10 protein-coding genes are annotated in these 13339 nt (G+C 66.0%); 4 read left to right on the top strand and 6 right to left on the bottom strand.

All coding sequences use genetic code 11. The annotated features are described in order from the left end of the window. Nucleotides 1-352: 352 nt before the first annotated feature. Nucleotides 353-2635 (top strand): TonB-dependent receptor, encoded by a 2283-nt coding sequence (locus ASE02_RS07745; RefSeq protein ID WP_056732863.1) that lies wholly within the window; start codon nucleotides 353-355, stop codon nucleotides 2633-2635. 140 nt (nucleotides 2636-2775) lie between these two features. Beyond that, nucleotides 2776-3750, top strand: a complete 975-nt coding sequence (locus tag ASE02_RS07740; RefSeq protein WP_162257152.1) for an alpha/beta fold hydrolase — start codon at nucleotides 2776-2778, stop codon at nucleotides 3748-3750. A 111-nt stretch (nucleotides 3751-3861) separates the two neighbouring features. Here the strand turns inward: ASE02_RS07740 and ASE02_RS07735 are convergent, their stop codons facing one another. The 6 genes from ASE02_RS07735 to ASE02_RS07710 all read right to left on the bottom strand — a co-directional run bounded on the left by ASE02_RS07735 (nucleotide 3862) and on the right by ASE02_RS07710 (nucleotide 11763). Further along, on the bottom strand, nucleotides 3862-4368 hold the full coding sequence (locus ASE02_RS07735) for an SRPBCC domain-containing protein (protein WP_156405960.1): 507 nt from the start codon (nucleotides 4366-4368) through the stop codon (nucleotides 3862-3864). Continuing rightward, entirely contained in the window at nucleotides 4365-4712 is a 348-nt protein-coding gene (locus ASE02_RS07730; RefSeq protein ID WP_200957634.1) for a helix-turn-helix transcriptional regulator, read from the bottom strand. The genes ASE02_RS07735 and ASE02_RS07730 overlap by 4 nt, the downstream gene beginning before the upstream one ends. Nucleotides 4713-4873: 161 nt before the next feature. After that, entirely contained in the window at nucleotides 4874-6484 is a 1611-nt protein-coding gene (locus ASE02_RS07725; RefSeq protein WP_082601942.1) for an APC family permease, read from the bottom strand. A gap of 92 nt (nucleotides 6485-6576) precedes the next feature. Further along, nucleotides 6577-8529: an NAD(P)-binding protein gene (locus ASE02_RS07720; protein WP_200957633.1), complete on the bottom strand. Its 1953-nt coding sequence runs from the start codon at nucleotides 8527-8529 to the stop codon at nucleotides 6577-6579. A gap of 350 nt (nucleotides 8530-8879) precedes the next feature. Continuing rightward, nucleotides 8880-10259, bottom strand: coding sequence for a glutamine synthetase family protein (locus ASE02_RS07715; RefSeq protein WP_056732853.1), 1380 nt, complete (start codon nucleotides 10257-10259; stop codon nucleotides 8880-8882). A gap of 4 nt (nucleotides 10260-10263) precedes the next feature. Further along, nucleotides 10264-11763, bottom strand: coding sequence for an aldehyde dehydrogenase (locus tag ASE02_RS07710; RefSeq protein ID WP_056732851.1), 1500 nt, complete (start codon nucleotides 11761-11763; stop codon nucleotides 10264-10266). A 29-nt stretch (nucleotides 11764-11792) separates the two neighbouring features. Here ASE02_RS07710 and ASE02_RS22265 point away from each other — a divergent pair, with 29 nt between their 5' ends. After that, nucleotides 11793-11981 carry a hypothetical protein gene (locus tag ASE02_RS22265; protein ID WP_156405959.1) on the top strand — a complete coding sequence of 63 codons (189 nt, stop codon included), beginning with the start codon at nucleotides 11793-11795 and terminating at the stop codon, nucleotides 11979-11981. 56 nt (nucleotides 11982-12037) lie between these two features. After that, complete coding sequence (gene ald / locus ASE02_RS07705) at nucleotides 12038-13123, top strand: alanine dehydrogenase (RefSeq protein WP_056732849.1); 1086 nt, start codon at nucleotides 12038-12040, stop codon at nucleotides 13121-13123. Nucleotides 13124-13339: the final 216 nt, after the last annotated feature.

The following is a 13339-nucleotide window of genomic DNA, read 5'->3' as shown; positions in this document are numbered from 1 at the left end:
AGACATCAACAAGGCCTTCGACCTCATGCACGCCGGCGAGAGCATCCGCAGCGTCGTGGTGTTTTAGGCGACGACAGCTCTGTGACGGATGTCGGGTTTGTCGGAGGTAAAAGGCGCTTCCGTTCAATCCAGTCGGGCCGACGTAAGGCCTGATCCAATCAGCAAGGACTTGAGCGCGACGACTGCGACCGATCTGACCTTCCGCCAACGGCGGGGAAGCGGTGGGGTTCATGAGTAAACGTAAATAATAAAGCGGCCGATCAAGGCTGTCGTGTGGTCGAGTTGCTACTTCAAAACTGAATAAGACGACGACGATTGTGTCGATCTCAGGAAACTGAAGAGGGGGAGTGGAATGAACAAGGGTCTGATGTTTCTGGGCGCGTCTGTCGCCGTCCTGTCCATGGCGTCCACGGCGTGGGCCGCTGACGCCGGCGCCGCGAGCGCCAGCGTAACGGCGGCCTCCAGCGCCGACGGCGCGGGGTCCATCGAAGAAGTCATCGTCTACGGCCGAGGCGAAACGCGCCAGCTGCAGACCGTGACCCAGGCCGACATCCTCTCCGTCGCGCCGGGATCGAGCCCGATCAAGGTGATCGCCAAGCTCCCCAGCGTGAACTTCCAGTCGGCCGACCCGTTCGGCGCCTACGAGTGGGCGGTGCGGATCTCGGTGCGGGGCTTCAACCAGAACCAGCTCGGCTTCACGCTCGACGACGTGCCGCTCGGCGATATGACCTATAATAACTTCAATGGCTTGCATATCAGCCGCGCGGTCTCGTCGGAAAACCTCGGCGCCGCCCAGCTGGCCCAGGGGGCAGGAGCGATCGACACCGCGTCCAGCTCCAATCTCGGCGGCACGCTGATGTTCCGATCGCTCGATCCGTCGGAGGAATTCGGCGGGTTGGCCGTCGCGTCCTACGGCAGCGACGACACCTATCACGGCTTCCTGCGGCTGGAGAGCGGCCTGCTGCCGGGCGGCGGACGCGGCTACGCCAGCGTCGGCTACCACAAGGGCAACAAGTGGAAGGGCTACGGCAAGCAGGAGCACTTCCAGGTCAATACGAAGTTCGTCCAGCCGCTCGGCGCGGCGACCCTGACGGCCTTCGTCAACTATTCGGAACGCAAGGAAGATGACTATCAGGATCTGTCGCTCGATCTGATCCGCCGCCTTGGCTACCGGGCCGACAACATCGGCAACGATTGGGCGACGGCCGTGGCCATCGCCAACGCCTATCAGCAGGGCAAGCCGTTCCCCGCGCCCTATCGGACCCCGGATGAGGTCTATTACGACGCCATGGGGCTTCGCCGCGACGTGATCGGCGCCTTGCGTCTGGACTGGCAGGTGGCCGAGCAACTGAAACTGAAGACCACGGTCTATGGTCACCGCAACGACGGCCAGGGTCACTGGGACTCGCCCTATGTCCCGTCCTACCTGGCCTTGCCTGGCGGCGCGCCGATCTCGATGAGTTCCCAGAATTACCGGGTCATCCGCAAGGGCGTCGTCGCCTCGCTCAGCTATGATCTTGGGGAACGGAACACGGTCGAGGGCGGGTTCTGGTTCGAGAACAACCACTTCTACAATCCGCGCGTCTACTATGCGCTGGACGCCACCGGGACCAACCGCCCGATCGACAAGTGGCAGAAGGACCCGTTCTTCGTTCAGCGCATCTACGACTACCACATCAAGACGCGCGCCTATCACCTGCAGGACACCTGGCGGGTGACCGACGACCTGAAGATCAACTTCGGCTTCAAGGCGCTGGAGGTCAGCAACGATATCGTCACTCGGCGAGGCTCGCCGGTGATCAACGGTGAGATCACCGCCAAGAAATCGTTCCTGCCGCAGGTCGGTCTGAACTATCGCCTGAACGACTCCGGCGAAATCTTCGCCGCCTATGCCGAGAACATGCGCGCCTTCACCACGGCGCCCTTCCAGACCAGCCAAGCCGGCTTCGACCTGATCAAGAACTCGTTGCAGCCGGAGACCTCGCAGTCGGTCGAGGCCGGCTACCGCTTCCACAGCGGCAGCTTGGAAGGGGTCGTCGCTGGCTATTACGTGAAGTTCAAGGACCGGTTGGTCTCGACGCGGGTCGGCCCGGCGATTCTGGGCGGACCTACGGCCTTGGCCAACGTCGGGGGGGTGACCTCCAAGGGCCTCGAGGCCACTGGGACCTGGAAGTTCGCCGACGATTGGCGGCTGTTCGGATCCTACGCCTACAACGACGCCAGCTATGACGACGACGTCGTGACCGGCGCCGGGGTGCTGGTCGCCGCGATCGCGGGCAAGACCGTCGTGGACTCGCCCAAGCACCTAAGCACCCTCGAGCTGTCCTATGACAACGGCGGGCTGTTCGGGAGCGCGACGGCTAGCTACCAATCCAAGCGGTTCTCCTCCTACACCAACGACGCCTCGGTTCCGTCGCGGACCCTGGTGGATCTGAGCCTGGGCTATCGCTTCCGCGGCGAGGGCTGGACGGACGGGTTGGAGGTGCAAGCCAACGTCGCCAACCTGTTTGACAAGAAGTACATCTCGACGATCGGCACGCTGGGCTATCCCTACAACGACCCGAACGGCACGTTCCAGAACCTGCTGGTCGGCTCCCCGCGTTCGGCCTTTGTGACTGTCCGCAAGACGTTTTGACATTGAGCGCGGCGGGGGGTGACTTCCGCCGCGCATCTCTACTGGGTGGGTGAGAGATGACGCGTTTTCGAATGACGTTGCTGGCGCTGTTGTCTTGCGCTGGCCTGGCTGGCGCCGCACAGGCGGCGGAGCCGCCGACCGTGGCTCAGATCGGTGAGATCCAGGGGGAGTTTGATTCCCTGGGGCCGGCAGTCCAGTCCCTGACCCTGGCCAATGGGCGCACGGTTCATTTCATCGATACGGGCGAGGCGGGGTGGCGGCCTGTGCTGTTCATCGGCGGCACCGGCACTAGCGCGCGCGCCTTTGGGATGACCGAGTTCCTCAAGACGTTCCGCACGCAGCTGAAGCTGCGGTTCATCACGGTGGAGCGCAACGGCTTCGGCGATACGCCGACCATCCCCGGTTGGGGCTACGCGGACTATGCCGGCGAGGTGAAGGCGGTGCTCGATCACCTTGGCGTCGGCCAGTTCGCCGGCCTGGCGATCTCCGGCGGCGGCCCATACCTGGCCAAGGTGGTTGCGACCATGCCGGAACGGCTGATCTCGGTGCACATGCTGGCCGCCGGAACTCAGCGCCCGGCCGGCGCCGAGGTTTGCAAGATGGCCCCGACCGCGCTGGCCGCGCGGGTCGGACCCTCGGTGCAGAATCCGCAATCCTGGTGGGGGTTCCCCAAGGATAGCCCGACCCACAAGATTCCGGGCTTCTCCGACCGCGCCTATGAAGAGGGCGCCCGCGCCTTCTTCATCCGTGGCCAGATGGGCGACCCCGCGCCCCAGGTCGCCGAGGTTCTGCGCTATTGCGGCCCCGTCGCCGACCTCTCAGCCGTCCAGGCTCCGGCCTTCATCTACCAGGGCACGGCCGACCGTCAGGTCACGATGGAGAGCGCAGAGTACTGGAAGGCTCACTTCCCCAAGGTGGCCCGCATGCGCATCTATTCCGGTGAAGGCCACGACATCCAGTATCGTCACTGGGACCAGCTGCTGCTCGATGTCGCCGGATATCCCGAACTGACCATGCTGTGCGTTAACGGCCGGTCCAGCGCGGTTCCTGAGCGGGAGGCCGATGGCCTGCTGAAGGCCGGCGCGAGCGTCGGGATCTGCGCCTGGCGGAAATAGCGGCTCTTCGGGCGGCCTGATGTTCGGCCTCCGACCCTGCGGTCCGTCTTAGCCGCAGGCGCATACTCAACGTCCTGACGGGCGGCCCGGTCTCGGGCCGCCCGTTTCGCGTCAGTCGCCGCTGGGCGCAGCGAGCAGGAGGTCCAGCTTGCGCAGCTGGCTTTCGTGGCCGGCGCGAGCGCGTTCGGTCCAGACGTCGTCGTGCATGGCGTCAAAGGTGATGGTGAGCGTCACCCCGTCAGCCGTGGCTCGAAGCTCGACCACGGTGGCCACCTCGTAGGGGGCCACGTCCGGCACGAAGTCGGCGAGGGTCGTATAGGCCAGTCGTAGGGGCGGGGAGACCTCGCTGTAGGTCACCCTGGCCTCGGTGGAGACCGGCATGCCCGCGGCCTTCATGAACGCCACCTGATCCGGCCCAGCGGCCGTCATCAGATAGACCAGTTCGCCGCCGGGCCGCAGGTCGAGGGAGGTGACGGTCACGTTGAACCCTTCGGGGCCCCACCAGGACTCGATGCCGGCTTTGGTGGTCCAAAGCGCCCAGGCCGCGTCGATGGAGGCGGGGTAGGCGCGCTCGATCGAGAATTGGGCTCGCGCCGGCGTCGTTGTGTTGATCATCATGAACTCTCCTTCGTACTGTTGTCGGATGTCGCCTGGCGATGCTCGAGGGCGGCCCCGAAGCGGTCGAGCCGGGCCTCCCAGTGGCGGCGATAGCCCGCCACCCAGGTTTCGAGCTGATCGAACGCTTCCTTGCGCAGCGAGTAGAGGCGCTTCTGCCCCTCTGGACGCATCCGCACGATCCCCGCTTCCGCCAGGATGCGCAGGTGGCGTGAAACGCCGGACTGGTGGATGTCCATGCGCTCTACAAGGTCGCCGACTGCGCATTCTCCCGACTTCATCGCCGCGACGATGCGAAGGCGAGCCGGGTCGGCCAGGGCGTGGAATAGGGCTGTATGCGTTTCCATGTATATACACATATGTGTATATACATGGCGAGGCAAGGTCGTTTTCAGATCGCGCGATCGCGGCCCCGTCGCAGTGGGCGACGGGGCCGTGGGGGAGGATCGGAGGCGGCGCGCTCAGGCGGCGCCGAGCTTGCTCATCGCGACGTGTGTCGGCACCGGGGCTAGACGGGCAGTTCGTCGAGGCCCTGGTCTTCCTTCCCGTCCGAGATCCCGACCGAGAGGGTTTCGCCGCGGAAGAAGGCGGGCCGCTTGATGGCCATCGTGGCCATGATCGCCAGGCCGATCAGGATCACGCCCATGCCCAGGATGAAGACCAGGCCCAGGCCGCCGACATGCGAGCCGCTGCCGTAGTTGGGGTCCATGGCGTCGATGATGGTCGTGAAGAACAGCGTGCCGAGGATCAGGCCGCCGAGCATCGGGCACAGAAACTGGAAGAAGAAGTTCGGAACCGATTTCAGGAATTGGCGGCGGAAGTACCAGACCGAGGCGAAGGCGGTGATGCTGTAGTAGAAGCAGATCATGATCCCGAGCGCGGTGATGGTGTCCCACAGGACGTCCTCGGAGATGAACCGCATGACCCCGTAGAAGATCGACGACACCAGGGTCGAGGCGATCGTGGCGTAGGCCGGCGTCTGGAAGCGCGGGCTGACCTGGGCGAATTTCTCGGGGAGCGCCTTATAGTGGCCCATGGCCAGCAGGGTGCGCGCCGGGCTGACAATGGTCGATTGCAGCGACGCGGCCGAACTGGACAGCACGGCGATCGAGATCAGGATGGCGAAGGGGCCGAGCACCGGGCCGGCGAGGGCGAAGAAGACGTTGCCTTGGATTTCGGGATTGCCCAAGCCGAACTGGCCCGTGCCGACGCCGGCGAAGCTGATCGAGGCGGTGGCGGCCAGCAGGTAGAGCAGCACGGTGATGACCACGGTCGCGGTGGCCGCCTGGCCTGGCGTCGAGCGGGCGCCCTTGGTCTCCTCGTTCATGGTCAGGGTGACGTCCCAGCCCCAGAAGATGAAGATCGATAGCGAAAGGCCGGCCGCGAAGGCGCCGAACGACGACACCGCGAGAGGATTGAACCAGTTCCATTGCACGGGCGTCGGATCGAAGGCGGTGCCGTTCGCGACCCCCCAGAAGGCCGCGCAGCCGAACAGGATCAGCACGAAGGCCTGGAAGCCGACCAGCACGTACTGCACCGCTTGGGTGGTCTCCATGCCGCGATAGGAGACCAGGGTCGCCGCCAGCATGAAGGCGAAGCAGGTGGGCACATTGATGAGCGGGTTTGACGCCAGCTCCGCCAGCGCGTGGTTGCTGAAGATCTGCGAGAGCATCAGGTAGAAGAAGTCCACGGCGATGCCGGCCGTGTTGGAGAGCACGAGGACCGTGGAGGCGACAAGACCCCAGCCGGCCATCCAGCCGATCCAGGGGCCGAAGGCGCGCACCGCCCAGGTGAACGAGGTGCCGCTATCGGGCATCGCCTTGTTGAGCTCGCGGTAGCCCAGCGCCACCAGCAGCATCGGGATGAAACCCACCAGGATGATCGCCGGGACCTGGACCCCGACCTTGGCGACCGTCGGACCGAGCGCGGCGGTGAGGGTGTAGGCCGGCGCCACGCAGGAGACGCCGATCACCGTCGCGCCGATCAGACCGACCGACCCGGCGCTAAGCCCCTTCTTCGACAGGCCGTGGTCTTGGCCCTGGCTCTGGGACTTCTGGCCGACCGCGCCGACGGCCACGCTTCCCGTGGGCGCCGCATGGTCTGGATTCTGGGTGGTCATACGTCGGTCTCCGGTCGTCGATACTGTCGCGGAGAACCACGACCATAAGCATGCTGCGCCGGCCCGGTGGCCGGGCGGGCGGGTTGGCGGTGTCAGCCGGCGAGAAGTTCGCCGACCGCGCGGTGGGCTTGGTCGATGGCGCTGTCGGTGTAGGCCGCGGCGCCGGAGTCTGAGTTGGCGATGGCGATTTTGCCGAACCGTTGGCGGCCGATCACGTGCGGCCGCTGGTCCTCGGCGACGTCCCAGGGATCGTAGAGCGGGTTGTATTCGTAGGCGTAGCCGTGCGGCCACCGGTTCACGGTGATCGCGCTGATGTCGCGGGCGGCGTCGAAGCCGCCGGGCGCGAGCACGCGATTCATCTGGTCGCGCATGTTGCGCTCGAACTCCTCGAACGGCGTGGCCAGCAGTTCGGCGCGGCCGGCGCGATGCTGGTCGCGTTCGGTGGGCAGGCCGGGCGCCACCGGCGTGCGGGTGAACTGGACGATGATCGGCGCGTCGGGCGTGGTCGCGGTCTGGTAACCGCCGATCGCCTGGGGCTGGGCCAGCGAGAAGGACGAGAAATAGCCGCCCGGGCAGGAGACCGAGGAAATCCCGAGCTTGGCGAAGGCGCGCCAGTTGCGGATGGCGGCGCTGGCATAGACCAGCGGCACCTTCACCAGTTGATGCAGGGCGGCCTTCTGCGCCTCGGACAATTCCGGCACGATGTAGGGGATCATCATGTTGTAGCCGGCCATGATGCAGGCCCCGCCGCGGACGCTTTGGCATCGCCCGTCGCGCATGAAGGTGACCTCCACGCCGTCGCCGAGGTTGCGGGCGTTGAGGACCAGGCTGGAGAGCCGGATGCGGACCGGGGCGCCAGGCCTGTCGAGCTGGGCGTAGTTGAACTTCGCCGTGACGATGTCCTCGGCGGTCGTCCCGGGGGCGACGCTTGGGACCAGCCGGCGCACCAGCAGGCGCGCGATGGACGCGTTGCCGTCCGGGAAGTGGAAGCTGTAGGAGCCGCCGGTCGAGCTGTAGCCCGCCGCGGTGTTGCCCATCCGCTCGGTTCGGGACCGGTTGAGGCCCAGGCCTTCGAAGCCCGGCAGGCCGATGCCCCAGCAGTCGAGGGCCGGTTCGGCGTCGATCCCGGTGCCCCACTCGCCGTGGGTGCGCTGCTGGTAGTAGGGCACGACGCCAGGGTCGGCCTTGACGATCTGGAGCAGGAAATCGCTGTAGCTGATGCGCGACAGGCGATCCATTTTCTGCGCGGGCGTGAGTCCCGGCAGGTAGTCTTCCTTGCCGGTCTCTATTCTGACGATGTCGCGCTTCACCGCCTCGCTGAGCGGTGCGTCGGCAAGGCTGGCGGCGAGAGCGGCGGCGTCCGCGCCGCCGCCACGGCCCGCGCGGGCGCCGAGCGTCAGCTTGTCGGCGCCGAAGGTCTCCTTGTCGAAGAAGGTCGCGCTGCCGAGCCCCAGCTTGCGGAAATTGTCCTGCCGCTCGCTGGTCTTGGCCAGGCCCTCCGGGTCGATCCCGAGGTCCTTCATGAGCTCGGCCGATACGGGGCTATAGGGGCGGGGGCTGTTGATCAGCAGCGTGCCGCCGTTCACCAGCATCATCTTGCCGTCGACATGATACTCGTTGCGCTTGGCGTGGCCGCCGAAGTCGTCGTGGTTGTCGAGAATGAGGATCTTGGCGTTCGGCCGGGCCCTGCGCCAGAAAAGGGCCGCGGACAGTCCGCTGATACCGCCGCCGACGATCACCAGATCATAGGTCTCGCCCGTGCTCTTGGCGGGCAGAACCGCCTGGCCGTCGCGCAGCGCGTGGGCGTTTTCGAAGGATCCCGGGTGGTTGCCCCGCAGACCTGTCCGGGTGGGGGGATAGTAGCCCGCGGCGTCCTGCGACGCCGGTTGCGCCGCGTCCGCCGTCAGGGCCGCCAAAGCCCCCGTGGGCCAGGACCCGGCCGCGGCCAAGCCTGCAGCCGCCGCCATGCCCTGGAGCAAGTCCCGCCGCTCGATCTTGCGGTCCATACCCAACGAGCTGTCAGACGGCCCCCGACGTTTGGTCATTGGGCGAGTCCTGCAAGGGGGCTGGTCGCGCGCGCCTGAAGCGCGCGCCGATCACTCTGGATCGGCGGGCGGCGTTCAGCGCCTATCTTGAAACGGCGCGCGGGCACGCAACCTGTATTGGTCATTAGAAAGATCCTTGTTGGACTTTCACAGATCTCATCGATTCTCGATGGTCTGCATTATCGTGCAATGACTTTCCGGCGCGCCTCCAACGCGCCAGAAATAGTAAATTTTGGGGTCTCTGTAGTTATTCCTTTAGTTGATATTTCGTCGTTATTACTTATCGAAGCGATATGGTCGCTTCAGAATGTCGACAAAAGGATCATGACTTCTCGGTCGGCGCCCAATTGTCAGGCGTTGCGGAGATACCAGTCGTAGTCCTGGGTCGGGATCTGGTCGAAGAAGCGTTCCTGCTCGGTCCGCTTCACCGAGACGAACATCTCCACGAACCGGGCCCCGAGGTAGTCCTTCATCACTTCGCTCTTTTCGAACAGGTCGACAGCGGCGAACCAATTGGTTGGCAGGTACTGGCCGGACGCGCGCGCCGCGGCGTAGCCGTCCCCTACCACGGCGGGGCCTGGATCGATCTTGTTGGTGATGCCGTAGTGGGCGCAGGCCAGGACGACGGCCAGGGTGAGGTGGCAGTTGGCGTCCGCGCCGGCCACCCGGTGCTCTACGTGGCGCGTCGGCGGCGGGCCGGCCGGCACGCGCAGGGAGACCGTGCGGTTGTTGACGCCCCACACCGCGGCCTGCGGCGCATAGGAGTTGGCCTTGAAGCGCCGGTAGGAGTTGGCGTTGGGCGCGAAGACGGCCATGCCGTCCGGCAGGAGCGCCTTCATGCCGCCAATGGCGTAGCGAAGCAGCTCCGAGCCCTCCGGATCCTCGCTGGCGCAGAGGTTTTCACCGTTGGCGTCGTTGAAGCTGACATGGACGTGGAAGCCGCTGCCGGCGCGGTCGGAGAAGGGCTTGGCCATGAAGGTGGCTTCACAGCCATGGGTGAGCGCCACGCCCTTGGCGGCGCGCTTGTACATCACCGCTTCGTCAGTCGCCCTCAGGACGTCGGGCCGATGCTTCAGGGTCAGTTCCAGCTGGCCGGGGGAGTATTCGGAAATGACGCCTTCCAGCGGAACGCCCTGGGCGTCGGCGGCCGACCACAGGTCGCGAAGGAAGGGCGCGTTCTCTTCGATCTCGGGCAGGCCATAGACCTGGTGCAGCGTGGGCTGGAGGCCGGTGAAGCGCGAGACGGGCAGCTCGATGCCGCCGCTCGCCGTGCGGCGGGCGTTGACCAGATAATATTCCAGCTCGCAGGCGGCGACCGGGGTCAGGCCGTCGGCGGCGTAACGGTCGAGGACGCGTTGGAGGACGTGGCGCGGGTCCAGGTCGTTGGGCGTGCCGTCGAGCTCATAGAGCGACAGCATGACCTGCCCGACGTCGGCGCCGAGCCAGGGCGCCAGGACCAGGGTGCCGGGGACGGGCTTGCCGATGCGGTCGGCGTCGCCGTCTTCCCAGACCAGGCCGGTGTCTTCGCAGTCCTGGCCGGTGATGTCGTTCACCAGGATCGATCCTGGCAGGAAGCGGCCGTAGTCGAAGACGCCCCGCATTTCATGGCGGCGCAGCCGCTTGCCCCGGGGGACGCCGCTCAGGGCGGTGAACAGCACTTCAAAAAACTGAACTTCGGGATGGGCTTCGAGGAAGCTGTCCAACTCGTCACGTACGACCACGGTGTTCATTTCACTATCTAGCTTCTCGAAGGGTGAAGGTGACCGACTTGAGATCGGCGTACTTGTGCAGCGCGTGGAGGCTGCGATCGCGGCCAAAGCCCGACTGTTTGAAGCCGCCGAAGGGCATGGTGATATCACAGCTATCCCAGCCATTCACCCATACCAAGCCCGCGCGCAAGCGGCGTGTCATGGACATCGCGCGGTCGAGGTCGGCGGTCCACAGGCCTGACGCCAGACCATAGACGGTGTCGTTGGCGATCTGGACCGCCTCGGCGGCGTCCTTGAAGGTCATGACGCCCAGCACCGGGCCGAAGATCTCCTCGCGGGCGATCGTCGAGCGGGAGTGAACGCCGTCGAAGATGGTGGGCTCCACGTAGAAGCCGCCGGTTTCGGCCATCACCCGCTCACCGCCGAGTACGAGGTTCAGGCCCTCGCTCTTCGACTGGTCGATGTGGCGCAGGGCGGTGTTCATTTGACGCTCGCTGATCATCGCGCCGTAGCGGGTCGATGGATCCAGCGGGTCGCCGACCTTGATGGTGCGGGCGACCTCGGTGACGCGGCGCAGGAAGTCGTCCTTGATGGAGTCCTGAACCAGCAGGCGCGAGGCGGCCGTGCAGACCTCGCCCTGGTTGAAGAACACGCCCCAGGCGGCGGCCTCGGCCGCGGCGTCCAGATCGGGGCAGTCGGCGAAGACGATCTGCGGCGACTTGCCGCCGAGCTCCAGGCTGACCCGCTTTAGATTGCTTTCGCCGGCATAGATCATCAGCTGGCGGCCGACGGCCCCCGAACCGGTGAAGGTGATCATGTCCACGTCCATGTGCCGGGCGAGGGCCTCGCCGACCGGACGGCCAAAGCCGGTGACCACGTTGAACACGCCGGCCGGGAGGCCCGCCTCGATCGCCAGCTGCGCCACGCGCATGGAGGTGAGGGGGGATTGCTCGGCCGGCTTGAGGACGACGCTGTTGCCCATGGCCAGCGCCGGGGCGACTTTCCACATGGCCATGTGCAGCGGGAAGTTCCACGGGGTGATGGCCCCGATGACGCCCAGCGGTTCGTGCACCGCATAGGAGAACTTGCTGTCGTTCGAGGGGCCGACCTCGCCGTAGATCTTGTCCAGGGCCTCGGCGTACCAACGCACCGATTGGATCGCGAGCGGGATGTCCACATTGGTGGCGTCCGAGATCGGCTTGCCGGTGTCCAGCGACTCCATGAGCGCCAGGTCGTCCAGGTCGCGCTCCATCAGCTCGGCCAGTCGGAAGAGCGTCTTCTTCTTGTCCTTGGGCGACTGGCGGCGCCAGCGGCCGTCTTCGAACGCCGCGCGGGCGGCGGCGACCGCGCGGTCCACGTCGGCGACGCCGCAGGCCGGAACCTTATTCAGAACACGCCCGTCGCGCGGCGAGATGTTGTCGAAGGTCGCGCCGTCGGCCGCGCGCGCCAAGGCGCCGTCCATGACGCACGTGTCCGGGAGGACGAGGTTCGCGACTCGTCTCGCGATCTGGCCGGGGATTTCCATCCCAAATACTATTACTGTGATCACGATTGATGCAAGCCTTCACAGCGATCGTCTGCACGATCCCCGCGCTTGGCCTGCGGGAGGCGGTCTGTGCCGGCAATCCGCGCGTTCTTGCCGAAATCCGGCTGCTACATGGCCTTCGTAAGCTATTTGAAGCTGAAATTTCTGCCTGGAAATGTGCCGACCGTATCGGCGATATGCGTCAGCGAAAAAAATGATGGCGCCACACTGAGATAGCAGAGTAGAGAAATTTTCCTGAAGTGGGAGCTCGCAGATGCGCATTGGTGTGCCGAAAGAAATCAAGACGTTGGAGTTTCGCGTCGGCCTTACCCCCGGGGCGGTCGAGTCGCTGACGGCCAGGGGCCATGAGGTGTTCGTCGAAACCAACGCCGGGGCCGGGGTCGGCCTGACGGACGAGGCCTATCAGGCGGCCGGGGCCACGGTGCTCGCCACCGCCGACGAGGTCTTCGCGGCGGCTGAAATGATCGTGAAGGTGAAGGAGCCGCAGGCGGTCGAGGTCGCGCGCCTGAAGCCGCACCATATCCTCTTCACCTATCTCCATCTGGCCGCGGACAAGGCCCAGGCTATCGGCCTGATGAAGTCCGGCTGCACCGCGATCGCCTATGAGACGGTGACCGACAGCGCCGGACGGTTGCCGCTGCTGGCCCCGATGAGCCAGGTCGCCGGCCGTATGGCGGTGGATGTCGGCGCCAACGCGCTGCTGCGTCCCTCGGGCGGGCGCGGACTGTTGCTGGGCGGCGTGCCCGGCGTGCCGGCGGCGAAGGTCGCCATCCTCGGCGGCGGGGTTTCTGGTCAGAACGCGGCGGAAATGGCCGTCGGCCATCGCGCCGACGTCACCATCTTTGACGTCTCGGCCGCGCGGCTGGCTCAGCTCGACGCCCAGTTCGGCGGCCGGGTGAAGACCGCCTTCGCCACGCGCGACGCCGTCTCGGCGGCGGTCTACGACGCCGACCTCGTGCTGGGCTGCGTCCTGGTCGCAGGCGCCGCCGCCCCGAAGCTGGTGACGCGCGCGGACCTGTCGAAGATGCGTAAGGGCTCGGTGCTGGTCGACGTCTCCATCGACCAGGGCGGGTGCTTCGAGACCAGCAGGGCCACGACGCACGCCGACCCGATCTACGAGGTGGACGGCATCGTGCACTACTGCGTCGCCAACATGCCGGGCGCGGCGCCCTACACCTCGACCTTCGCGCTGGGAGCTTCGACCATCCCCTATGTTCGCGCCCTGGCCGACAAGGGCGTCGACGCCGCCTTCGCCGACGATGCGGGCCTGGCCGCCGGGCTGAATGTCCGTGACGGGAAAATCACCTATCGCGCCGTGGCCCAGGCCTTGGATCTCTAGGGACCTCGTGGCGCATTTTCGATCCTGGCGGGGCCGGGATGGGGATGCGCCATCGGGCGTTTTTCACGCCGCCTGCGTCGATGGGCGCGCTGGGCGGTGGGCCAAGGTCTTGCCCGCAGGCCGGGCGCTGGCTTCGGCTGGTCGCTTGCGCACTGTGATCACATAGATATAGTTTTCTAAAGCGACGGGGGAGAAGGCGTGGACGGCATAAAGCGA

The sequence above is a fragment of the Phenylobacterium sp. Root700 genome (assembly GCF_001429025.1).
Lineage (GTDB): Bacteria > Pseudomonadota > Alphaproteobacteria > Caulobacterales > Caulobacteraceae > Phenylobacterium.
This window is presented reverse-complemented; position numbering and strand designations above follow the sequence as displayed.